19 protein-coding genes and 2 tRNA genes are annotated in these 23,494 nt (G+C 67.3%); 14 read left to right on the top strand and 7 right to left on the bottom strand.

The window, feature by feature from the left end; genetic code table 11:
• The first annotated feature begins 36 nt into the window (after positions 1–36).
• The 5 genes from HWY37_RS32295 (at position 37) to HWY37_RS32275 (ending at position 3,751) form a co-directional block, all read left to right on the top strand.
• Positions 37–112, top strand: a tRNA-Glu gene (locus HWY37_RS32295).
• A 70-nt stretch (positions 113–182) separates the two neighbouring features.
• Positions 183–259: transfer RNA gene (locus HWY37_RS32290), tRNA-Asp, on the top strand.
• Positions 260–467: 208 nt separating this feature from the next.
• A complete protein-coding gene (locus tag HWY37_RS32285) occupies positions 468–1,625 on the top strand; it encodes a LuxR C-terminal-related transcriptional regulator (RefSeq protein WP_175209619.1) in 1,158 nt (385 codons plus the stop codon).
• Positions 1,626–1,868: 243 nt separating this feature from the next.
• A complete protein-coding gene (bioB, locus tag HWY37_RS32280; protein WP_175209618.1) occupies positions 1,869–2,888 on the top strand; it encodes a biotin synthase BioB in 1,020 nt (339 codons plus the stop codon).
• Positions 2,885–3,751 (top strand): EamA family transporter, encoded by an 867-nt coding sequence (locus tag HWY37_RS32275; protein ID WP_176090721.1) that lies wholly within the window; start codon positions 2,885–2,887, stop codon positions 3,749–3,751. Before bioB ends, HWY37_RS32275 begins: the two co-directional genes overlap by 4 nt.
• A gap of 16 nt (positions 3,752–3,767) precedes the next feature.
• On the opposite strand, the gene HWY37_RS32270 is transcribed toward HWY37_RS32275, so the two are convergent.
• Complete coding sequence (locus tag HWY37_RS32270) at positions 3,768–5,246, bottom strand: MFS transporter (protein WP_176090703.1); 1,479 nt, start codon at positions 5,244–5,246, stop codon at positions 3,768–3,770.
• A gap of 85 nt (positions 5,247–5,331) precedes the next feature.
• A complete protein-coding gene (locus HWY37_RS32265; protein WP_042797286.1) occupies positions 5,332–5,835 on the bottom strand; it encodes a peroxiredoxin in 504 nt (167 codons plus the stop codon).
• 246 nt (positions 5,836–6,081) lie between these two features.
• Between HWY37_RS32265 and HWY37_RS32260 the strand changes: the two genes are divergently transcribed.
• The gene (locus HWY37_RS32260; RefSeq protein WP_175209616.1) at positions 6,082–6,504 is read left to right on the top strand and encodes a hypothetical protein; all 423 of its coding nucleotides are present in this window, start codon (positions 6,082–6,084) and stop codon (positions 6,502–6,504) included.
• Between the two features lie 1,129 nt (positions 6,505–7,633).
• On the opposite strand, the gene HWY37_RS32255 is transcribed toward HWY37_RS32260, so the two are convergent.
• Together HWY37_RS32255 and HWY37_RS32250 are read right to left on the bottom strand one after the other, a co-directional pair.
• Positions 7,634–8,512, bottom strand: coding sequence for a dienelactone hydrolase family protein (locus tag HWY37_RS32255; RefSeq protein WP_176090702.1), 879 nt, complete (start codon positions 8,510–8,512; stop codon positions 7,634–7,636).
• A 67-nt stretch (positions 8,513–8,579) separates the two neighbouring features.
• Positions 8,580–12,410 carry a DUF748 domain-containing protein gene (locus HWY37_RS32250; protein ID WP_176090701.1) on the bottom strand — a complete coding sequence of 1,277 codons (3,831 nt, stop codon included), beginning with the start codon at positions 12,408–12,410 and terminating at the stop codon, positions 8,580–8,582.
• Between the two features lie 171 nt (positions 12,411–12,581).
• On the opposite strand from HWY37_RS32250, the gene moaC reads away from it, so the two are divergent.
• Genes moaC through HWY37_RS32225 form a run of 5 tightly spaced genes read left to right on the top strand, consistent with a single transcriptional unit; the run spans position 12,582 to position 15,519 of the window.
• Positions 12,582–13,070, top strand: coding sequence for a cyclic pyranopterin monophosphate synthase MoaC (gene moaC / locus HWY37_RS32245; protein WP_175210760.1), 489 nt, complete (start codon positions 12,582–12,584; stop codon positions 13,068–13,070).
• Positions 13,051–13,302 (top strand): MoaD/ThiS family protein, encoded by a 252-nt coding sequence (locus HWY37_RS32240; protein ID WP_054451574.1) that lies wholly within the window; start codon positions 13,051–13,053, stop codon positions 13,300–13,302. Before moaC ends, HWY37_RS32240 begins: the two co-directional genes overlap by 20 nt.
• A 5-nt stretch (positions 13,303–13,307) precedes the next feature.
• The gene (locus HWY37_RS32235) at positions 13,308–13,775 is read left to right on the top strand and encodes a molybdenum cofactor biosynthesis protein MoaE (RefSeq protein ID WP_176090700.1); all 468 of its coding nucleotides are present in this window, start codon (positions 13,308–13,310) and stop codon (positions 13,773–13,775) included.
• Positions 13,776–13,788: 13 nt separating this feature from the next.
• Positions 13,789–14,310, top strand: a complete 522-nt coding sequence (gene moaB, locus HWY37_RS32230; RefSeq protein ID WP_175210762.1) for a molybdenum cofactor biosynthesis protein B — start codon at positions 13,789–13,791, stop codon at positions 14,308–14,310.
• Between the two features lie 3 nt (positions 14,311–14,313).
• On the top strand, positions 14,314–15,519 hold the full coding sequence (locus HWY37_RS32225; RefSeq protein WP_175210763.1) for a molybdopterin molybdotransferase MoeA: 1,206 nt from the start codon (positions 14,314–14,316) through the stop codon (positions 15,517–15,519).
• On the opposite strand, the gene mobA is transcribed toward HWY37_RS32225, so the two are convergent.
• From mobA to HWY37_RS32210, 3 genes are read right to left on the bottom strand one after another with little or no spacing between them, the layout of a single operon-like run.
• On the bottom strand, positions 15,504–16,118 hold the full coding sequence (gene mobA, locus HWY37_RS32220; RefSeq protein ID WP_175210764.1) for a molybdenum cofactor guanylyltransferase MobA: 615 nt from the start codon (positions 16,116–16,118) through the stop codon (positions 15,504–15,506). The genes HWY37_RS32225 and mobA overlap by 16 nt on opposite strands.
• Positions 16,111–17,214 (bottom strand): GTP 3',8-cyclase MoaA, encoded by a 1,104-nt coding sequence (moaA, locus tag HWY37_RS32215; RefSeq protein ID WP_175210765.1) that lies wholly within the window; start codon positions 17,212–17,214, stop codon positions 16,111–16,113. The genes mobA and moaA overlap by 8 nt, the downstream gene beginning before the upstream one ends.
• A 35-nt stretch (positions 17,215–17,249) precedes the next feature.
• Complete coding sequence (locus tag HWY37_RS32210; protein WP_176090699.1) at positions 17,250–18,329, bottom strand: substrate-binding domain-containing protein; 1,080 nt, start codon at positions 18,327–18,329, stop codon at positions 17,250–17,252.
• Positions 18,330–18,468: 139 nt separating this feature from the next.
• Between HWY37_RS32210 and HWY37_RS32205 the strand changes: the two genes are divergently transcribed.
• The 3 genes from HWY37_RS32205 to fdhF are packed head-to-tail and all read left to right on the top strand — an operon-like array spanning position 18,469 to position 23,484.
• Positions 18,469–19,026, top strand: a complete 558-nt coding sequence (locus tag HWY37_RS32205) for a formate dehydrogenase subunit gamma (RefSeq protein WP_175210767.1) — start codon at positions 18,469–18,471, stop codon at positions 19,024–19,026.
• Positions 19,023–20,594 carry a formate dehydrogenase beta subunit gene (locus HWY37_RS32200; protein WP_176090698.1) on the top strand — a complete coding sequence of 524 codons (1,572 nt, stop codon included), beginning with the start codon at positions 19,023–19,025 and terminating at the stop codon, positions 20,592–20,594. Before HWY37_RS32205 ends, HWY37_RS32200 begins: the two co-directional genes overlap by 4 nt.
• A 13-nt stretch (positions 20,595–20,607) precedes the next feature.
• The gene (gene fdhF, locus HWY37_RS32195) at positions 20,608–23,484 is read left to right on the top strand and encodes a formate dehydrogenase subunit alpha (protein WP_176090697.1); all 2,877 of its coding nucleotides are present in this window, start codon (positions 20,608–20,610) and stop codon (positions 23,482–23,484) included.
• The last annotated feature ends 10 nt before the right edge of the window (positions 23,485–23,494 follow it).

Genomic DNA, 23,494 nt, shown 5'->3' with positions numbered 1-23,494 from the left:
AGCAGTACGGTAGTAAAGTTGTTCTGTTTTGTTCAGGTCCCCTTCGTCTAGAGGCCTAGGACATCACCCTTTCACGGTGAGTACAGGGGTTCGAATCCCCTAGGGGACGCCAGTTCTTCTGGCATGTGGTACCAAACTGCCTTGACACCGCAGTGCATCGAGTAGTCAGAGTAAACCGCTGCGGAGCGGTAGTTCAGTTGGTTAGAATACCGGCCTGTCACGCCGGGGGTCGCGGGTTCGAGCCCCGTCCGCTCCGCCAAGCACATCGCGCAGTTCGCAGGCTCTTCAGCCTTGCAGCCATCAAAAGCTCCGGTTTCCGGAGCTTTTTGCATTTCTGCCCGCGCCTTCGGCAGCCATCCTCCCTGCCATCCCCCCTACCCTCAGACTCGTCCATTTCGCCATCTGGACAGCCTTTCAATGCGCCGTCATTCTCTTTGCGTCGTGCCCTGCGAAAAGAAGAGGACTACGTGACCGCGAACGCCGCCGCTCCCCATCCGCACCGCCAACACCTGCAACGCATCATCACGGGTCTGAACGAGGGCATCATCCTGCTCGAATCCGACGGCGCCATTGCCTGGGCCAATGCCAGCGCGCTCAGGCTGCATGGCACCGACACGCTGGACGAGCTGGGCGGCACGCCGTCCGGTTATCGCAAGCGCTACACGCTGACCTACCGCAACCAGCACCGCGTGCCGGCACGCCAATATCCGCTTGACCGGCTGGCCGCGGCCGAACCATTCGACGAGCTGCTGCTGGACCTGGAACGCAAGGACGACGAGGAGTTCCTGCGCAACGTACGCGCCAGCGGCCTGAACCTGGACGGCGGCGACGGCGCGGACTACCGCGTGCTGATCCTGCACGACCAGACCGAGCAGATCAACGCTGAAGCGCACAGGAGCGCCGAGCAGGCCTTGCGCGAAATTGAGGAACGCCGCGCGCAGGCCTTCCGACTGGCGCCCGTGCCCATGGCCGTGTGCGAGGGCGACACGCTGCTGGCGCTGGACCTGAACGACGCTTTCGCGGCGGCCACGGGCGCCTCGGCGCAAGACGGCATTGGCCGCGCGCTGACCGAGCTGGGCCTGCAGCCGTACGAAGACATGGAGGCCAGTCTCAAGCGCGGCGAAAGCGCCCGCAACCGCGAAGTGACGCTGGCGGCAAGGGACGGCGGCCAGCTGGATTGCCTGATGTCGGCGGAGCCCGTCATGATCGGCGGCCAGCAGCGCGTGCTGCTGGCGATACAGGACATCACCGAGCGCAAGCGTTCCGAGACGGAGCTGCTGACGGCGATCGAGGCGGTCATGCAGGACACCTCGTGGTTCAGCCGCAGCGTCATCGAAAAGCTGGCGCAGTTGCGCGCGCCGGCGCCCGCCACGCGCGACGTGGCCGAGCTGGCGCAGCTGACCTCGCGCGAACGCGAAGTGCTGGCGCTGATGTGCCAGGGCCACGACGACGATGGCATCGCCCAGAACCTGAAGCTGTCGCGCAATACGGTGCGCAATCACGTGGCCACGATCTACAGCAAGATCGGCGTGCACCGCCGCAGCGCGGCCATCGTGTGGGCGCGTGACCGGGGCATCACCGGCCATGAGCGCGCACGGATGCGGGACAAGCCGCCCAAGGGCTGAAATCTCGTCAAAATTACAATTTGATGCAAAATAAACGAGACCGGGCCGTCTCCGAAGATGAGCTCCAGTTAGAAGTCAGCGGCTTCTAAAATCATCCATTTCCCGCAAAAATAACCGTAATACGTATTCAATTCCGGCGTCTTGACATGCATTGCGCAAACCCTGCGCAGCTTCTTACGATCCGCCGATCCCGCCCTTGCCCTGCAAGCGGCGCGATCCCGCAAGACCGACAGGAGCCCATCCATGCAGACCGCCTACATCCCCGTCCCGACCGTCGCCAAACCGGCCGCCGCTCCCGCCTGGAGCGCCGCCGACATCATGGCGCTCTACGAGCTGCCCTTCATGGATCTGGTGTTCCGGGCCCAGCAGACGCACCGCGCCCATTTCGATCCGAACGCCATCCAGCTGTCCAGCCTGCTTTCGATCAAGACCGGCGGCTGTCCCGAGGACTGCGCCTACTGCCCGCAGTCCTCGCACTACGACACCGGCCTGGACGCCGACAAGCTGATGCCGCTGGCCGACGTGGTGGCCGCGGCCCGCAAGGCCCAGGAAGGCGGCGCGCAGCGCTTCTGCATGGGCGCCGCCTGGCGCAGCCCCAAGCCGCACCACCTGGACGCCGTGGCCGAAATGGTCAGCGCGGTCAAGGCGCTGGGCCTGGAGACCTGCGTCACCCTGGGCATGCTGCGTGACGGCCAGGCCGAACAGCTCAAAAGCGCCGGCCTGGACTACTACAACCACAACCTGGACACCTCGCCCGAGTTCTACGGCAAGATCATTTCCACCCGCACCTACCAGGACCGCCTGGACACGCTGGACCGGGTGCGCGACGCCGGCATCAACGTATGCTGCGGCGGCATCGTGGGCATGGGCGAATCGCGGCGCGAACGCGCCGGCCTGATCGCCCAGCTGGCCAGCATGGAGCCCTATCCCGAGTCCGTGCCGATCAACAACCTGGTGCAGGTGGAAGGCACGCCGCTGGCCGGTGTGGAAGCCCTGGACCCGTTCGAGTTCGTGCGCACCATCGCGGTCGCGCGCATCGCCATGCCGCGCGCGGCGGTGCGCCTGTCGGCCGGCCGCGAAGCCATGGACGACGCGCTGCAGGCGCTGTGCTTCATGGCCGGCGCCAACTCCATGTTCTATGGCGACGCCTTGCTGACCACCGCCAATCCGCAAATGGAAGCCGACCAGCGCCTGCTGCAGCGCCTGGGCATGCGGATCGACGCCGCGCAACACCAGCACCACGAAGCGCCGGCATGCCGCTGACCCCGGGCCTGCTCTATCTGCTGGCCAGCGTCGCCTGCAGCGTGACCGTGGCCGTGCTGCTGAAGCTGGCGCGGCGCTACCAGGTCGACGTGCGCCAGGCCATCGCCATGAACTACGCGGTGGCCGCCCTGCTCTGCTTCGCCGTGCTGCGCCCCGATCCCGCCGCGCTGCTGACACCGCAGACGCCCTGGCTGGTGCTGGCCGCGCTGGGCGTGCTGCTGCCCAGCGTGTTCCTGGCCATGGCGGCGGCGGTGCGCCACGCCGGCATCGTGCGCAGCGACGCCGCCCTGCGCCTGTCGCTGTTCATTCCGCTGCTGGCGGCCTTCCTGCTGTTCGGCGAACCGGTAAGCGGCCGCAAGCTGGCGGCGACCCTGCTGGCCGCCAGCGCCCTGTACTGCCTGCTGCGCCGTCCGGCGCGAGCGGACGCTGCTGCGCCCGGCGACGGCCGCGCCATGTGGCTGTGGCCGCTGGTGGTCTGGGTCGGTTATGGCGTGATCGACATCCTGTTCAAGCAGATGGCGCGTGCCGGCACGGCCTTCGCCGGTGGGCTGCTGCTGGCCTTCGTCATCGCCGGCCTGCTGATGCTCGCTTATCTGCTGTGGCGCCGGGTGCGTTGCGAGGTCCGCCACCTGGCCGCCGGCGCGGCGCTGGGCCTGGCGAACTTCGGCAACATCATCACCTACATCCGCGCCCACCAGTCGCTGCCCGAGCACCCCGCGCTGGTGTTCGCGTCGATGAACATGGGGGTGATCACCCTGGGCACGCTGGTCGGCGCGCTGGCGTTCCGCGAGCCCCTGACCCGGCTGAACCTGGCGGGCATCGCCCTGGCCCTGGCCGCCATCGTGCTGATGGCGCCCTGGTAGGAGCGCCACCCCGGCCTCAGGTGCCCGTGCGCGCCTGGCGGCCGTCCTCGGCCGAATCTGCCGCGGAGTCTGCGGCCGAGCCCAGGGCGGAATCCGTGGCAGAACCCGCAGTCGAATTCGCAGCTGAATTCGCGGTGGAATCCACGGCGGAATTCGCGCCGGATTGCGCTGCCGGACCTGCGGGATCGGCCGGAGCCGGCTCGACCACCGCGGCCACCGGAACCGCATCGGGCTGCACCATTTCCATGGCGATGTCGTTCGCCGGATCCACCCGCGGATCCAGCACCGCCGCGGCGGGCGAGCTCTGCAGCGTGTCCGGCATGGGCACGAAATGCGTGGGAGCCTCCTGCACCTGATGCGCGCCGGTGACGCGGGTCGGACGCACCTGCCACACCAGGATCAGGGCGCAGGCGGAGATGAACACGTAGTACATGCTGGGGCCAGCCACGGACATCAGCACCCCGGCGATCATCGGACCGACGCAGGCCCCCACCCCATAGGTCATGAGCAGCACGGCCGACAGGCTGACCCGGCGCTCGGACTCCACGTGATCGTTGGCGAAGGCCGCGCCCAGCGGGTACAGGGTGAACTGCAGCACGCCGAAGACACAGGACATGGCCACCAGCGCCCAATACGGCAGGACGATCCAGCCCCACATGACCGCCGGCAGCAGCACCAGCAGCAACGCATTGAAGCGGATCAGGCCCGCGCGATTGATGCGGTCGGACAGCCAGCCCATGGGCCATTGCGACAGCAGGCCCGCCGTCACTGCGGCGGCCACGAAGATGGCTGCCTGCGAAGTGGACAGGCCGTGCTTGGCGCCGTAGACAGCCGCCAGCCCATAGAAGGCGCCGGAAAGATTGCCCGCCACGAACAGCACCGTCATCGACAGCGGCACGCGCCGCATGAAGAAACGGATGTCCAGCGGCGCTGGCAGCGGCGTGGGCGGGTGCGAACGCGCCGTGACGGCGATCGGCACCAGGCACAGCACCAGGCACATGGCCACCAGCGTCAGCGGCCGCAGATCCAGCGTGGCATAGGCTGTCAAGGCCAGTTGTCCCAACACGGTGCCCAGGCCGGATACGACCATATAGACGGAGAAGACCCGTCCGCGCTGGTGATTTTCGGTCTGCTCGTTGAGCCAGCTTTCGATGACCATGAATTCGGTCACCATCACGATGCCCGAAATGACGCGGAACACCAGCCACAGCGGCATGGATTCGACCAGCGTCTGGGCCAGGATCATGCTGGTGGCGATGGCCGCACAGGCCACGAACGCGCGGATGTGGCCCACGCGGATGATGAGTTTGTGCCCCAGGCGGGCGCCGCACACCAGGCCCAGGTAGTAGCCGGCGATCAAGGCGCCGATCCACACCTCGCTGACGGACTGCGCAGTCAGCCTGAGCCCCATGTAGGTATTGAACAGACCCGTGCCGATAAGCATCAGCAAGGTCGCGAAGTAGAGCGACGAGAAAGAGGAGATGGTGGCGAGCATGGCGTCGGCAACCGCTGCTGGCGGCAGCGCGGCGGGCCGTCAAAACGGCCGCCGCGCTAAGCGGTAAAACAGGAACTGCGTTGGATCAGACTTGCGACAGCATCGTGGCGGCGTCGCTGACTTCGAACTTGCCGGCGGCTTCCACGTTCAGCTGCTTGACCACGCCATCGACGATCAGGGCCGAATAGCGCTGCGAGCGCACGCCCATGCCGCGCTGGACCAGGTCCAGCTCCAAGCCGAGTTCCTTGGTCCACAGGGCGGAACCGTCGGCCAGCATGCGGACCTTGCCTTCGGTCTTCTGCTCGCGGCCCCAGGCGCCCATGACGAACGCGTCGTTGACCGACACGCACCAGATTTCATCGACGCCCTTGGCCTTCAGCGCCGCAGCTTGTTCCACATAGCCGGGCAGATGCTTGGCCGAGCAGGTGGGCGTGAACGCGCCGGGCACGGCGAACAGCGCAATGGTCTTGCCGCGGGTCAGATCGGCGACCTGGAACGCGTTGGGGCCCAGCGAGCAGCCGGCGGTTTCGGTTTCGATGAATTCGGTCAGGGTGCCATCCGGCACGCGGTCGCCGACTTTGATCGTCATGTAGATCTCCAGGGATATAGGGGCAATGCACTGGGGCAGGAGCGCCCCACAGCCTCCATCATAGTTCCTGCGCGGCCGCCGTGCTGGCCGGCAGGGGCGCGGGAAAGAAAGACGCACAGTCTGAAACGACTCCATACCGCGCCTACACTGGTCCGAAATGGCTGATTGCCATAATGTGGTGATAGCAATCATCGCCCGCGCGCGCAGTTTTCCTGGCGCTGGCGGGCTCCATATGGAGATAGACCGATGCGCAAGATCTTGACCGGCCTGGCCCTGACGCTGGCCTCGGCCGCCACGGCCTGGGCGGCTCCGGATGCCGCGGAACAGGCCCAATACGATTCCTTCGTCGAGGCCGCTGGCGCCTCCAACGGCGCCGCCCGCGCCTGCGGCGCCTCCGAACCCGACCTGGCCGAACACCAGGCCAACTCCCGCAAGAACCTGCTGAAGTACGCCCAGGAATACGAATTCTCCGCCGCCGGGTATGACGCGCAGTTCCAGAAGGGGCAGGCGCAGGGGAAGACGATGATGGAAGACATGAAGCGCTCGGGGGTGGATGGCTGCCGGGGGGTGCTGGGCAGCTTTCAGAATGAGCGGGTGATGGGGTATGAGGATATGAAGAATGCGTTGGCGGAGGTTAGTGATGGGTTGCCGGGGGAGGCGGCGCAATAGGGGTTTCTGTGGTTTGGGGCAGGTTCGGGTTCTGGGACGTGTCTGATTTGGTTCAGGGACGATTTCAGTTCTTAAGACGCCTGTCGCGGCGGCGGCCGGGGTGGCGCGGGGCAACGATTGCGGTCCGGAGCCTTCGCTCCGGACTTCCCCGTCGTCATCCTCGTTGCCGCCTGCGGCGGCTGCCTTCGGATTCCCTCGGGCTTATCGACGCCCCGCGCCACCCCGGCCGCCGCCGCGACAGGCTCTGATGGTTGAATCTTTTCGGGTGCTGGGGCGAGTCGCGTGCTTAGGGCTCTTGCCGCCGGTTGAGGAGTGGCGAAGGATCTTGCGGGGCCCGCCCCCGGCCGGCCGCGCGGGCGGCCTTTGGGGGCTTACGCTGGGTCTTGCGGTTGGTGATGACGCTGCGCGCGTTTGGCGAGTTGTCGACTTGGGATTCTTGCCGCCGGTGGTGGTGCGGCAGAAGATCTTGCGGGGCCCGCCCCCCGCCGGCCGCGCGGGCGGCCTTTGGGGGCTTACGCGCCGTTTTGCGTCGAATGCTGCGCTCCTATGCTGGATAGGCGAAGCGCGTTCGCGCAATCACATTTTTACTCCAGGCTCCCGCGCTACCTCCATCCCACGCTGGACCGTTCCACTTCCAAACCACCGCCCCTCCCCCCTGAACGGCGACGCCAGAAAACCAATCGATGCGATCGCGCCAGCGACCACCATCACGCTCAAATAAATCACGTATGTACTTTTCGGCCGCCCGCGCGGCCGAAAAGTACGGGCAGCCCAAGCCTCCCCCCCGACCACGGCTCCAGCAGCGCCACAAGCCAAGATAGCGGCAGCCCGTCGTCGCGGGCGGCGTGGCGGTGAGCAACCTCGATGCGCCCGAGGGAATCCGAAGGGAAGGCCGAAGGCCTGGACGAGGATGACGAAGGGGAAGTCCGGCGCCGGCGCGCCGGACCGCAATCGTGGGCGCTCACCGCCACGCCGCCCGCGGCGATGGGCGACCTACGAAGACCCTGGCCCCACGAAGACCAGGGCATGGCCGACGAAGACCTGCACCTACCTACCAACACTCGCTCAGATCAACGAAGCAAAGAATCACCTACGTAGATCAACTACTACCTACGTAATCTAAACCCCCTCAAAGCCCATTCTGCTTGAACCAATCCAACATCCGCGTCCAAGCCTGCTCCGCCTCCGCCTTCCGATAAGACGGCCGGTAATCCGCATGGAACGCATGCGGCGCGTCCGGATACACGTCGATCCGCGAACCCTTTGCCGCCGCCGGCCCCTCGGCCAGCTCCAGTCGCATCTTGTCCACGTCCGTCATCGGTATCCCCGCGTCCTTGCCGCCATAGGCGCCCAGCACCTTCGCCTTCAACTGGTTGACCTGGCTCAGCACGGACTTGGGTTTCAACTCGGACGGCTGCCCTCCCAGTTGGCCGTACCAGGCCGCGCCCGCCCTCAGCTTCGGGTTGTGGGCGGCGTACAGCCAGACCTGGCGGCCGCCCCAGCAGAAGCCCACGATGCCCAGCCGGTCCGGATTGCCGCCGTTGGACGCGGCCCAGGCCGCGGTCGCGTCCAGGTCGGACGTCACCTGCGCATCCGGCACCTTGCCGATGATTTCCGCCTGCAGCTTGGGGATGTCGGTGTACTTGGAGGGATCGCCCTGGCGCGCGAACAGCTCCGGCGCGATGGCCAGGTAGCCCTGGTGGGCCAGCCGGCGGCACACGTCCTGGATGTACTCGTGCACACCGAAAATCTCCGACACCACCAGCACGGTGGGCAAGTCCTTCTTGCCCTGCGGCGCCGCGCGATACGCGGGCATCTTGCCGTCCTGCACCGGAATGCTGATCTTGCCGGCCACGAGGCCATTGGCGTCCGTGGCGATCGCAGTCTGCGCCACGGCCTGGCCGGCCGCCAGCGAAAATCCGGTCGCCACCGTGGTGGCGATGAAGCCCCGCCGGTCCAGCCTCAGGGGCGGAAGCAGGCTGTCGAAGTGCGCGTCCTGGTCATTCATCGAGAATCTCCTGGCAAAAAAGCCGGACCAGGGCGGCCTTGCGCCGCCCCAAAAGGACCAGCCTGGTTTACTTCAGGGAGAAGTCCACGCGCGAGGGCAGCCCCTCATCCTTGATGCCATCCGTGTCCAGTTGCGGCGCAACGATGAACACGCGATCCGCGAGTCCTTCCTGGGCTTGCAGCTTCTCATAAACCGCCTGCGCGCGCGCATCGGCCAGTTGGCGCAATTGCTCATCGCCGACCGGCGCCGCGGCGCGCAGCATCTCCTCCATCTGCTCGGGCGGCACGGACTTGGCCATGCCGATGAAATTGCGCGGCTTGTCCTTGAGGTCCGTGTCGTCGTAGACCTCTTCCAGGTACTTGGCGCGCTCGGCGCCCGATACCTCGACGCCCGCGGGATTCGGCTTCTTGCCGTGCGGCGTGGTGGCGGCAGCCTTGGCGGCGCGGATCTTGGCGTCGACCCAGGCCTGGCGCAGGCCTTCCACGTCGGTCTTGGGATCGGCGCGGCCGCTGATATCCATCTTCAGGGCCGGACGGTCGACCAGCGCCTTGATCAGCGTGTCGATGCGCTGCTGGCTGTCCTCGGTCAGCGCGGCGCTGCCGGGCGCGAACTCCACGTAGGACAGCTCCTCGCCGCCGCCGAAGGCCGAGGCCAGCAGGCTGAAGGGCGAGGTGACGGCCTTGACCACCAGGTTCATCAGCACCCGCACCACGATGCCGCCCACCGAGAACTCCGGATCGTCCAGCGAGCCCGAAATCGGCAGGTTGATGTCGATGTTGCCGCGCGAATCCTTCAGCAGGGCCACGGCCAACAGCACCGGCAGCTTGGTCGCGTCGGGGCTGTTGGTCTTGTCGCCGAAGGTCAGCTGGTTCAGCACCACGTGGTTGGTGGCCTGCAGCGCGCGGTCCTTGATCTTGTATTCCAGGTCCACCGACAGCTTGCCGCGCTTGATGGGATAGCCCACGTACTTGGCGGAATAGGTATTGAAGCGCGGCAGGTCCACGCCCTTGGCCGAGGCCTTCAAGTCCAGTGACAGGTACTTGGCGAAAGGCTGCACCACGCCGCTGATAGACAGCGGCGCAGTGGTGTAGACCCGGCCGGTGACCTTGACCTTGGCGGGCTGCGGGTTGGTGGACGACACCGCCGTGATCGAGCCTTCGACGCTGGACAGCTCGGCCACGTAGTTGGGCTTGACGAAGCGGTCCGTGAAAGTCATGCGGCCGCGCGTCAGGGTGACGCTGTTGACCGAGATGTCCGGCATGGCGGACGCCTTGCCCGGAGCCGCCGCCGGCGCCGGCGCGGCGCTGCGGCCGGGCGTCTGCGTATCCTGGGTGATGGAGCCACCGGCCTGGCCGGGCGCCGCCACAAGGTCCATGACGTTCAGGCGGCCCTGCGCATTGAGCAGCACGCGGCCGTAGAAGTCCTCCAGCGCGATGTCGCCCAGCTTGGCGCCGATCTTGTCGCCCGCCACCGAGATGTCCATGCCGGTGAAGCCCAGGCGCTTCCAGTTGAGGAAGTCGTCGTTGTTGACGCGGTCTTGCAGGTCCACGCCCGTGACTTCGACTCCGCCCTTCCAACTGGCCTTCATCGGCGCCGAACCGGCCGCCGCCGCGAACTCCGCGTTGCCCTTGGCGCCCAGCGTGATGGCGCGCACCGTGGCATTCAGGCTGGAGGCCGCGTACGGCGCGAAGGACGCGACGTTCAGTTCGGACAGATCCACCGAGGTTTTCAGCGTCAGCGGCTGGGGCGTGAAGGCCCCCTTCAGGTCCAGCTTGCCGTTGCCCTGGATGCCGGCCGCCGCCAGGGTGAAGTTGCTCTGGCCGGGTCCCATGGCAAGGCGGTCCGCGGTCACATGCAGGCTTTGCAGCGCGATGTCCAGGGCGGGCTTGAGGGATTCGTCGCGGGCCTTGAATTGCGTCAGGTCGGCCTGCACGGCCGTCGCCGACGCGTCCACCGCGCCATTCTTTTCCTTCACATGGATCTGCGCATCCGCGGCCAGGCGGCCGTCCAGCAGCGTCATCGGCGAGGCATTGCGCACGGCCGGTGCCAGCGGCGCCAGCGCGATATTGCCCAGACGCACGCCCAGTTCCAGCGACAAGGGCTGTATGACCAGCGGCCCCTTGGCGCGCAGCCAGCCGCCGTCGGTGCTGTTGTCCATGGTCAGCCACAGATTGATGGGCTGGTCCGGCACCTGCGGCAGAGCCACGCCCTCTACCGTAGCGGCCAGGCCGGTCATCACATAGTCCAGCTTGCTGACCGCGTCCGTGACGTAGACCTCGCCTTCGTGCAGGTTGAAGGCATCCAGCTCGACCTTCCATTCCGTGGGAGCCGCCTCGGGCTTGGGTGCGGCGTCGGCGGTCGCGGGGGCCGCGGGAGCGGTGCCGGCAGGAGCGGCGCGGGGCGCGGGCGTTGCGGCGGATGACGTGGCCGGCGCGGCGGAGGAAGCCGAAGCGGCAGGAGCGGCGCCCGTTGCAGGGCCTGCGGCCGGCGCGGCGGCCTTGGCGCCGGATTCCGCGCTCGCGCTTGCATTCGCCGCTACGGGCGCAGGCGTAGACGTCTTGTCTGCTGCATCCGCCACTGCGGACGCCGCGGCCTTGCCTGTTGCGTTCGCTGCTGCGGACGCAGACTCGGCAGCTGTTGCCTTGCCTGCCGCGTTCGTCGCCGCAGGCGCAGCCGCCTTGCCCGCTGCTGGCGCCGCCGCCTTGGCCGCAGCCCCCGGCGCCGCCGCAGCCGCAACGGTCTTGTCCCCCGCCTTGGCGGCAGGATCGAGCCCGCTGGCCTTGCGCAGCTTGTCGGCGACGGGCGTGGCGGTCGGTTCGACACCACCCAGGCGCTTCAGCCCGGCCACCACGTCCAGCCAGTTCAGGTGTTCATTGGCGTAGCGCCGCACGTGGATCTGCGGCGCCCACAGGCCGACTTCGCCCACGTAGACGTGGCGCGCGATGGGCTCCAGTTCCAGGCGGGTAACGGTCAGCGCGCTCCAGGCGGCGAGGTTCTCGCCCGTGGTGTCGCGCAGGTCCAGCCGGCGCAGGCCCAGGTCGCCCACCACCCGGATCTTGGGTGGCGCGTCCTTGGGCTGCTCGAACACGACCTGCAGGTTCGAATCCAGCAGCGCGCTCTCGACCTTGAAGGGCAGCGGCATGGGCCAGACGTCCGCCCATTTTTCCAGTTGCAGGCCGTTGAAGGCCACGCGCAGCGTGGACGACGGCACCACGTCGAAGGGCCGGGCCACGCCGTTCAGGTCGAAGGGACTGCCGTTGATGCGCAGGTGCACGCGCGGCTGCACGTCGATGTCGGTGGCATAGCCGAAGGTGGAGATGAACGGCACGCCCACGCCCAGCTCGTCCACCACCTGCTTGCGGCCGGTGACCTTGTCGTCCAGGGTGATGGTGCCGTTCTCGATCACCATGTTGTTCAGCGAGAAGCGCGGCAGCCCCTCGTCGGGCTTCTTGGGCGGTTCCTCGGGCTGGGCAGCCGACAATTCGGCCACTCGTTGCTGAATATCAGAGAAATTGAAGCGCGTGACGTCCTCGCGGACGATGGCGATGTTAGGCTCGCGCAGCGTCAGTCGGTCCACGACCGGCGCAAACCAGAAGAGGGAACTCCAGGCCGCGCTGACGTCCAGCTCGGCCAGCTTCAGCAGCGGCGTCTGCGAATCGGGCTGGGCCACGGCCAAGTCTCGCGCCCGGACGGTCAGCGTGAAGGGATTGAAGCTGATGTCGCCGACGGAGACTTCCCGCCCGATCATCTTGGAGACGTCCTGCACCAGGACGTTGTGCAGCACTTTGGGGACTTGCCAGGCGGCAACCCCGAAAAGGATAAGTACGAATGCCACGATACCCAGAAGAATCTTGCCGACCCGGCGGGTTAACCGAAGCTTGGGCATCCGCAAGGGCATTGCGCGTCTCCTGATACGTGTGAAGGACTTGCGTTTCCGTCCTTCTAATGACTACAGGCGCGATTATCGCGCCCCCTGCACCGCTCGTCTATCATAGGCGTATCAGCGGCCCCAACCCGGCCAGCCGGGACCGCCCTTTTCAATCATTAACAATTATCGCTCCCGATTCCCATGTCCACGCCCGCCCCCACCTTGAGCCACCTGGATGAAGCCGGACAGGTCCGCATGGTCGACGTCATCGCCAAGACGGACACCGAACGCGTGGCCATCGCCACCGCCAGCGTGCGCATGAACGCCGTCGCCTATGGCCTCCTGACCCAGCCGGGCCAGGGCAAGGGCGAGGTCCTCAATACCGCCCGCGTCGCCGCCATCCTGGCAGCCAAGCGCTGCGCCGACACCATCCCGCTGTGCCACAGCCTGCCGCTGGCCTTCGTCGGCGTCGAGTTCGCGCTGGACGACGCCGAGCATCGCATCGACGTGCTGGCCACCTGCCGCACCAGCTACAAGACCGGCGTGGAAATGGAAGCGATGATGGCCTGCAGCGTCGCCGCGCTGACCATCTACGACATGTGCAAGGCTGCCGACAAGGGCATCGTCATCGAGCAAGTTCGCCTTAAGTACAAGGCAGGAGGAAAAAGCGGTGAATGGCGCAACGATTAATCTTCTCTACTTCGCGCGCGTGGCCGAACTGGTCGGCAAGCGCTCCGAAGCCTGGCCCCTGGAAGGCGAGTCCACCGGCGCGCAGCTGCTTGCCGCGCTGGGCGAACGCTATCCCCAGCTGGCGCCCTCCGCGCGCCTGAAGCTGGCCATCAACCAGACCCACTCCAAGCCGTCCGCGCCCATCCGGGCGGGCGACGAGGTCGCGGTATTCGAACCCGTCACCGGAGGTTGAACGCCATGATCAGCGTCCAGGAAGCCGATTTCGACGGCGCCGCGCTCACGGCCGCGCTGCGTGAGAGCGCCGGCCCGGGCGTGGGCGGCATCGTCACCTTCGTGGGCTATGTGCGCGACTACGCGCCCGACACGCCCACCGACACGCTCTTTCTCGAACACTACCCGGGCATGTGCGAACGCGAGCTGGAGGAAATCGCCGCGACCGCCCGCGCCCGCTGGAACCTGGACGGCACGGTCATCGTGCACCGGGTGGGCGCGTTGCCGCGCAATGCCCAGATCGTGTTCGTGGCCGCCGCCAGCGCCCACCGCGGCGACGCCTTCCGCGGCTGCGAATACATCATCGACGCGCTCAAGACCCGCGCGCCCTTCTGGAAGCGCGAAACCCTGGCGGGCGGCAGCAGCTTCTGGGTGGAGCAACGCCAATCCGACCAGGACCGCACGCAGTCCTGGGATGAAGACACCACCGCCTAGAAGAGGAGAATCCATGAGCGACGAAAGCCTTGTTTCGCTGGCCTGCGCCGTACTGACGGTCAGCGACACCCGCAGCGCGGGCGACGACACCTCCGGCAATCTGCTGGCCCACAGCCTGGCGCATGCGGGCCACCAGTGCGTGCGCCGCGACATCGTCAAGGACGACATCTACCAGATCCGCCGCGTCATCAGCGACTGGATCGCCGACCCCGAGGTCCAGATCATCCTGACCACGGGCGGCACGGGCTTCTCGCATCGCGACCACACGCCGGAGGCCATTCGGCCGCTGTTGGACCGCGAGATCCCCGGCTTCGGCGAACTGTTCCGCCAGATTTCGTACACCGAGATCGGCAGCTCCACCATCCAGTCGCGCGCCTTCGCCGGCTCGGCCAACCAGACGCTGATCTTCTGCCTGCCCGGCTCCAACAACGCCTGCGAGACCGCCTGGGCGAAGATCATCCGCGAACAGCTGGACAGCAGCCAGCGTCCCTGCAATTTCGCCACCCAATTCAAGCAACGCGAAGAAGACAACTGACCCATGCTGGATTTTGACCAAGCCCAGACCCTGCTGGCCAATGCCGCGGGTCCGCTGCAACGCAGCGAAGAAGTGAGCCTGGCCGAGGCCGCCGGCCGCGTGCTGGCCGCCGATCTGACCGCCACCGTGGACATCCCGCCCGCCGACAACAGCGCCATGGACGGCTACGCCCTGCGCGTCGCCGACTGGGGCGCCGGCGTGCACCTGCCCGTCCAGCAGCGCTGCTACGCGGGCGAAATGCCCGAACCGCTCAAGCCGGGCCAGGCCATCCGCCTGTTCACCGGCAGCCTGATTCCGGAAGGCGCCGATACGGTGGTGATGCAGGAAGACACCACCGAAGCCGACGGCCACGTGGAGATCTCGCGCGCCCCCGCGCCTGGTCAGCACATCCGCCGCCGCGGCGAGGACACCATGGCCGGCGCGCCGCTGCTAGCCGCCGGCACCGTGCTGGAAGCGGCCCACGTGGCATTGATCGCTTCTCAAGGCCTGGCCAGCGTGCGCGTCGTCGGCCAGCTGCGCGTGGGTATCCTGACCACGGGAGATGAACTGGTCCTGCCCGGCCGGCCGCGCGCCACCGAGCAGATCTACAACTCCAACGGACCGATGCTGGCCGCGCTGGCGCGCGGCATGGGCGCCCTGCCCGTGCACGTGCTGCATGCCCGCGATACCGAGGCCGACCTGCAGGCCGCCTTCAAGACGCTGCTGGCCGATTGCGACCTGGTGCTGAGCGTGGGCGGCGTGTCGGTGGGCGAACGCGACCTGGTCAAGCCCGCGCTGGCCTCACTGGGCGGCGAACTGTCACTATGGAAGGTGCGCATGAAGCCGGGCAAGCCGGTGGCGCTGGCGCAGATCGACGGCAAGCCCGTGGTCGGCCTGCCTGGCAATCCCGTGTCTGCCTACGCCGTGTTCACCCTGCTGGTGACGCCGCTGATCCGCCGCATGCAGGGCCGCGACACGCTGTTCCCGCCGCTCAGCCAACTGCCGCTGCGCACCGAACACCCGCGCCAGGACAGCCGCGAGGAATTCCTGCGCGTGCAGCGCCGCCTGGCGGACGACGGCAGCGCGGAGCTCGTGCCTTACGGCCATCAGGGTTCGGGCGTGATCAGCTCGTTGCCATGGGCTACCGGCCTGGCGCGCCTGCCGGCCGAAGTGCGGGTACAGGACAAGGACCGGGTCGCCTATTACGACCTGCGTCACTGGCTGGCGTAGCGCTCAGCCGCCGCCAGTTCTTCTGGCGTATTGACGTTCATGAAGGCATCGGGCGCGTCGTCGAAGCGGGCTTCGACCGCGCCCGCCCTCGCCTGCCACAACCCGACCTTGCGGTCGCCGCCCCGCAGGTACTCAAGCAGATCGGACAACAGCGAAGTGCGCAAGGCCATGCAGGCCGAATGCCGCTGTCCGCCCGCCACTACATAGGCCAGCGGCGCCCCGGTGGCTTCGGCCGCGCCGATCAGCCTGGCGGCCAGGTCGGCGGGCAGGAATGGCGTGTCGCAAGGCGCCACCACCATCCAGGCATGCCCCCGCGCCGCCGCCAGGCCCGCGGCGATGCCCAGCAGCGGCCCTTGCCAGGCGCCCAGTTCAGTCTCTCCGTCCTGCACCACCTCGCCGTAGCGGGCATAGACATCCAGGTGACGGTTGGCGCTGACGATCAGGCGCGACACCTGCGGCGCCAGGCGGCGCGCGACGTGCGCCACCATGGGTTCGCCGCCCAGCGTCACCAGGCCTTTGTCCTGCTGGTTCATGCGCATGCCCTGGCCGCCGGCCAGGATCAGGCCGGCGATGCCGGCGCGGACGGGCGCTTCAGCCACCGATGTAGCTCATCTCGATCTTGCGTGCCGGATCGGCCATGTTGCGGCCACGCAGTTCGGAATAGTTGTCGCCGCGTCCCGCCCAGATGCCCGCGATGATGCCGGCGAGCTCGGCATCGCTGGCTCCGTCGCGCAGCGGCGCGCGCAGGTCGTAGCCGTCATGCGCGAACAGGCACAGGAAGAGCTTGCCTTCCGGCGACAGGCGCGCGCGCGTACAGCCGCCGCAGAAGGCGTGCGTGACGCTGGAAATGACGCCGACCTCGCCGCCGCCATCCACATAGCGCCAGCGTTCGGCCACGCGGCCCATGTCGCCGCTGGCCACCGGCTCCAGCGGATAGACCGCACTAATACGGTCCAGCACTTCCTGGCTGGGCACCACCTCGGCCAGATTCCAGCCGTTGGTGTTGCCCACGTCCATGTATTCGATGAAGCGCAGGATATGGCCGGAATTCCGGAAGCGCTCGGCCATGGGCAGGATCTGCCCGTCGTTCAGGCCGCGCCGCACCACCATGTTGACCTTGACCGGCGCCAGGCCGGCCTCGGCCGCGGCGTCGACGCCGCGCAGCACGTCGTCGGGCGTGAAACCGCTGTCGCTCATGCCCTGGAACATGGCCGGGTCCAGCGCGTCCAGGCTGACGGTGACGCGCGTGAGCCCGGCGCTCTTGAGGGCCGCGGCCTTGCGCGCCAGCATGCTGCCGTTGGTGGTCAGGGTCAGGTCCAGCGGCCGGCCGGCGGGCGTGCGCAGTTCCGCCAGCTGGGTCACCAGATTTTCGATGTGCTTGCGCAGCAGCGGTTCGCCGCCGGTCAGGCGGATCTTCTCGACGCCCAGCTGCGTGAATATCCCCGCCAGGCGGCTGATTTCCTCGAACGACAGCAGCGCCGAATGCGGCATGAAGGTGTAGCTGCTATCGAAGACTTCGCGCGGCATGCAGTAGGTGCAGCGGAAGTTGCAGCGGTCGGTGACCGAGATCCGCAGGTCGCGCAGGGGCCGCGCGCGCTGGTCCAGCGCGGGCTGTCCGGGCTGCGGCAGTTCGCCAGGCGCCAGCGGGGCCAGCGGGCCGCTGCGGCGATCGGCAAGGAAAATCACTTTGCTCATGGGAGCATCATATCCCGGCGCATCGGCTTTGGCGCTCATGGAAAGGCCTCCGCCAGCGACTGCAGCCGCCCGGTGTCGCGGGTGTCGTAGCCCGCCAGCTGGCTAACGTAGCCGACATAGTCGGGGCTGCGCATGATGGACAGCAGATCGCGCATGGCGGGCGTTTCGAGCGACGACTTGCGGATGGCGAAGAAATAGCGCTCGCGCACCAGCGGAATGAAGTCCAGTCCGAAGCGGGAGGCCGCCGTCTCCACCCCCACACCCGTATCGGCCATGCCGCTGGCGATATGCGCGGCGATGGCCATGTGGGTGAATTCATTGGTTTCGTAGCCTTGCACATCGCCGATCGAGACCCCCGCGCGCTCCAGCATCAGGCCCACCAGGTAGCGTGTGCTGGAACCGATCTGGCGGTTGACGAAGCGCACGTCGGGGCGCGCCAGGTCGGCCATGCCCTGGATCCGCTTGGGATTGCCGGCGGTGACGAACAAGCCGGCGTTGCGCACCGCCAAGTGGATGAGCATGTACTCGTCCGCGTGCAGCCATTGCGCGTAACGTTCCATGATGGGCGCCTCGAAGTCGCCCAGCGGCACTTGAAAGCCCGCCAGGTCGCACTCGTGCCGCTCCAGCGAGGCCAGCGCCTCGATGGCGGTGCGGTAGCGCAGCTCCAGGCCCGGCTTGCGGTTGCCCATGTGCTGCATCAGCGATTCCACCGCGAAACCATGGCTGGCGTGCAGCCGCAGATGCGGGCCGCTTTCGGGCAGCAGACGCTCCAGTTCTTCCTGCAGTTCCGAGGCCATGCTGTCCAGCGTCGGCATCAGGCGCGCCTCGATGCGGCGGTTGGCCCACAGCAGGCGCTGGGCAAAAGGCGCCAGCTGCGTGCCCTGGCGGCGGTTGGTGATGAGCAATTGCGCGCCGAAGATGGCCTCGAAACGGCGCAGCACGCCCCAGGCGTGCCGGTACGACAGCCCGCAGGCGCGGCAGGCACCGGCGATGTTGCCCGTGGCGTCGATGGCGGCAAGCAGAGCCAGCATGTCCTGCAGCGGCACGGGCGCGGGGTCGTCGTCTCCGCCCAGGGTCCATTGCGGCCGCAGGCCGATACGGAACTTATATGTCATTTATTTCTTATTGAAGAGGGTCGCTTACCCCGTTAGAGTACACAAATAACGCCGCCGGCGGGTTTTTATATGCTTTTTAAAACATATAAATCCAGACAAAGACCGGCCCAGCACAACAGCAACACAGGAGGAGACCGACGTGCACCAGCGCGAGGCAACATCCGATCTGGCGTCCAGCGGCGGCGCCCGCGGCGGCCAGATGGCCCTGGACGCGGCCCAGGCGTCCCCCACCCCGGCCATTGCGGCCACCGCCCGCATACTCGCCCGGCTGAAAGACCAGCCCGGCCCGCTGCTGCCTGTGCTGCATGCCGTCCAGCATGAACTGGGCTGTATTCCGGCCCCGGCGGTGCAGACCATCGCCGAGGCCCTGAACCTGTCCCGCGCCGAAGTCCACGGCGTCATCACCTTCTACCCCCATTTCCGCAGCGAACCGGCGGCGCGCCACACCCTGGAGGTCTGCCGCGCCGAAGCCTGCCAGGCCATGGGCGGCGAGCACCTGGCCGCCCATGCGCGCACTGCGCTAGGCTGCGACTTCCATGCCAGCAGCAAGAACGGCGACTTCACCCTGGAGCCGGTCTACTGCCTGGGCCTGTGCGCCCAATCGCCGGCGGTGATGATCGACGGCCGGCCCCATGCCCGCGTCACGCCGGAAAAACTCGACCGGCTGCTGGCCCGCACGGTGGAGGCCCAATCATGAGCGCCCCCATCGTCATCTACGTGCCGCGCGACGCTGCGGCGCTGGCCATGGACGCCGACAGGGTCGCGCGCGACATCGAACTCGCGGCCGAGGCCCGCGGCCTGTCGGTGCAGATCGTGCGCAACGGGTCGCGCGGCCTGCTGTGGCTGGAACCGCTGGTCGAGATCGCTACGCCGGAAGGCCGCATCGCCTACGGTCCGGTGCAGCCCGAGGACGTGGCCGCCCTGTTCGAGGCCGGCTGGCTGACGGGCGGCGAGCACCCGCTGCGCCTGGGCCTGACCGAGGAAATCCCCTACCTGAAGCACCAGGAACGCCTGACCTTCGCCCGCGTCGGCGTGACCGACCCGCTGTCGCTGCAGGACTACGCCGCGCACGGCGGCCTGCAGGGGCTGCAACGCGCCCTGGCCATGGAGCCGGGCCAGATCATCGACGAGATGGTGGCCTCGGGCCTGCGCGGCCGTGGCGGCGCGGCGTTTCCGACCGGAATTAAATGGAAGACAGTGGCCGGCACGCCCGGCGACCAGAAATACATCGTCTGCAACGCCGACGAAGGCGACTCCGGCACCTTCGCCGACCGTCTGCTGATGGAAGGCGACCCCTATGTGCTGATCGAAGGCATGACCATCGCCGGCCTGGCAGTGGGCGCGACCTACGGCTACATCTACGTGCGTTCCGAGTATCCGCAAGCCATCGAGACGCTGGAAGCCGCCATCGCGCGGGCCCGCAGCGTGGGCTGGCTGGGCGACGACGTGCACGGCAGCGGCCGCCGCTTCGACCTGGAAGTGCGCAAGGGCGCGGGCGCCTATATCTGCGGCGAGGAAACCTCGTTGCTGGAAAGCATCGAGGGCAAGCGCGGCGTGGTTCGCGCCAAGCCGCCGCTGCCCGCGATCTCGGGCCTGTTCGGCAAGCCCACGGTGATCAACAACGTGATTTCGCTGGCCACCGTGCCCATCATCCTGGCCAAGGGCGCGGCCTATTACCGCGACTATGGCGTGGGCCGCTCGCACGGCACGCTGCCGTTCCAGCTGGCCGGCAACCTGAAGCACGGCGGGCTGGTCGAGAAAGCCTTCGGCCTGAGCCTGCGCGACCTGCTGTACGGCTTCGGCGGCGGCAGCGCCTCCGGGCGGCCGCTGCGCGCGGTGCAGGTGGGCGGCCCGCTGGGCGCCTACCTGCCCGAATCGCAATGGGACGTGCCGCTCGACTACGAGGCCTACATCCAGATCTCCGCCATGGTCGGCCACGGCGGCCTGGTGGCCTTCGACGACACCGTCGACATGGCGCGCATGGCTCGCTACGCGATGGAATTCTGCGCCATCGAGTCCTGCGGCAAGTGCACGCCTTGCCGCATCGGCTCCACCCGCGGCGTGGAAACCATAGACAAGATTGTCGCGGGCGGCCCTGGCCACGAGCAGCAGGTGCATCTGCTGCGCGACCTGTGCGACACGATGCTGGGCGGTTCGCTGTGTGCCCTGGGGGGCATGGCGCCCTACCCGGTGCTGTCGGCGTTGAACCATTTTCCGCAGGACTTCGGCATCGAGTCCTCCCAGTCTGCCGCGCACGCGGCCTGAACCCGAGACCGACATGCTAGAAACCGTCATCAAGCGCGATCGCGACCTGGGCACGCCGGCGCGCGAGTCCGCCGTAACCGTCACCCTGACCATAGATGGCCAGGAAATCACGGTGCCCGAAGGCACCTCGCTGATGCGCGCGGCCGCCGAGGCCGGCATCAACATCCCCAAGCTCTGCGCCACCGACAGCCTGGAGCCCTTCGGCTCGTGCCGGCTGTGCCTGGTGCAGATCGAAGGCCGCCGCGGCTATCCGGCTTCATGCACCACCCCCGCCGAGAACGGCATGGTGGTCTACACCGAAACGCCCAAGCTGCACGATCTGCGGCGCGGCGTGATGGAGCTGTACATCTCCGACCACCCGCTGGACTGCCTGACCTGCCCTGCCAACGGCGACTGCGAGCTGCAGGACATGGCCGGCGTGGTGGGCCTGCGCAACGTGCGCTATGGCTATGACGGCGCCAACCACCTGAAGAGCGAAAAGGACGAGTCCAATCCGTACTTCACCTACGACGCGTCCAAGTGCATCGTCTGCAACCGCTGCGTGCGCGCCTGCGAGGAAACCCAGGGCACCTTCGCCCTGACGATCTCCGGCAAGGGCTTCGAATCGCGCGTGTCGCCGGGCCAGGACCAGCCCTTCCTGGACAGCGAATGCGTGTCCTGCGGTGCCTGCGTGCAGGCCTGTCCGACCTCCACCCTGCAGGAAAAGACGGTCATCATGATGGGCCAGGCCGAACATTCGGTCGTGACCACCTGCGCCTATTGCGGCGTGGGCTGCGGCTTCAAGGCCGAGATGAAGGGCCAGGAAGTGGTGCGCATGGTGCCCTGGAAGGACGGCCAGGCCAACCGCGGCCATTCCTGCGTCAAGGGCCGCTTCGCCTGGGGCTACGCCACGCACAAGGAGCGCGTGCTCAAGCCCATGATCCGCAAGCACATCACCGACTCCTGGAAGGAAGTGTCCTGGGAAGAGGCGATCAACTACGCGGCCTCCGAATTCCGTCGCATCCAGGGCCAATACGGCCGCGACGCGGTCGGCGGCATCACCTCCTCGCGCTGCACCAACGAAGAGACCTGGCTGGTGCAGAAGCTGGTGCGCGCGGCCTTCGGCACCAACAACGTCGACACCTGCGCGCGGGTCTGCCACTCGCCCACGGGCTACGGCCTGAAGCAGACGCTGGGCGAATCCGCCGGCACCCAGACCTTCGATTCCGTCATGCACACCGACGTGGTCATCGTGATGGGCGCCAACCCCAGCAGCGGCCATCCGGTGTTCGCCTCGCGCCTGAAGCGCCGCCTGCGCCAGGGCGCCCGCCTGATCGTGATCGACCCGCGCCGCATCGAGCTGGTGAGTTCGCCGCACATCAAGGCCGACTTCCACCTGCAGGTGCGCCCCGGCACCAACACCGCGCTGCTGTCCTCGCTGGCGCACGTGATCGCCACCGAAAACCTGATAGACGACGCCTTCGTGGCCGAGCGCTGCGAAGCTAAGGCCTTCAAGGAATGGCGCGACTTCGTCTCGCTGCCGGAAAACTCGCCGGAAGCGATGGAGGAAATCACCGGGGTACCGGCGCAGGCCGTACGCGGCGCGGCGCGCCTGTATGCCACGGGCGGCAACGGCTCCATCTACTACGGCCTGGGCGTGACCGAGCACAGCCAGGGCTCCACCACCGTCATGGCCATCGCCAACCTGGCCATGGCCACCGGCAACATCGGCCGCGAAGGCGTGGGCGTGAATCCGCTGCGCGGGCAGAACAACGTGCAGGGCTCGTGCGACATGGGCTCGTTCCCGCACGAACTGCCGGGCTACCGCCACATTTCCGATGACACGGTGCGCGCCCAGTTCGAAAAGGACTGGGGCGTGACCCTGCATTCCGAACCCGGCCTGCGCATCCCCAACATGTTCGAGGCCGCGCTGGGCGGTTCGTTCAAGGGCCTGTACTGCCAGGGCGAGGACATCGTGCAGTCGGATCCCAACACCCAGCACGTGGCGGCCTCGCTCGCGGCCATGGAGTGCATCGTGGTGCAGGACCTGTTCCTGAACGAAACCGCCAAGTATGCCCACGTGTTCCTGCCCGGCTCCTCGTTCCTGGAAAAGGACGGCACCTTCACCAACGCCGAACGCCGCATCTCGCGCGTGCGCAAGGTGATGGAACCGAAGAACGGCAAGTCCGACTGGGAAGTGACGGTGGCGCTGTCCAATGCGCTGGGCTATCCCATGGACTACAAGCACCCGCGCGAGATCATGGACGAGATCGCGCGCCTGACGCCCACGTTCGCCGGCGTCAGCTACGAAAAGCTGGACAAGCTGGGCAGCCTGCAATGGCCCTGCAACGAAGAAGCGCCCGACGGCACGCCCATCATGCACATCGACGAATTCGTGCGCGGCAAGGGCAAGTTCATGATCACCAAGTACGTGCCCACGGACGAACGCAGCACGCGCCGCTTCCCGCTGCTGCTGACCACGGGCCGCATCCTGTCGCAGTACAACGTGGGCGCGCAAACCCGCCGCACGCCCAACGTCATGTGGCATGGCGAGGACGTGCTGGAACTGCATCCGCAGGACGCCGAGGACCGCGGCGTGAAGGAAGGCGACTGGGTCGGCATCCAGAGCCGCGCCGGCGAGACCGTGCTGCGGGCCACGCTGACCGACAGGGTGCAACCGGGCGTGGTATACACGACCTTCCATTTCCCCGAGTCCGGCGCCAACGTGGTCACCACGGACAGCTCCGACTGGGCCACCAACTGCCCCGAATACAAGGTCACGGCCGTGCAGGTCACGCGCGTGTCCCAGCCTTCGGAATGGCAACGCCAGTGGTCGCGCTTCGCGGACATCCAGCACAAGCTGCTGCGCGAGCGCACGCGCGAAGGCGAGGCGGCGCTGACGGGGAAATGACCCCCAGCCC

It is taken from the genome of Achromobacter anxifer (assembly GCF_903652925.1).
In the GTDB taxonomy this organism is placed as follows: domain Bacteria; phylum Pseudomonadota; class Gammaproteobacteria; order Burkholderiales; family Burkholderiaceae_B; genus Achromobacter; species Achromobacter anxifer.
Note: the sequence above shows the minus strand (reverse complement) of the source record. Positions and strands in the feature narration are given on the sequence as shown.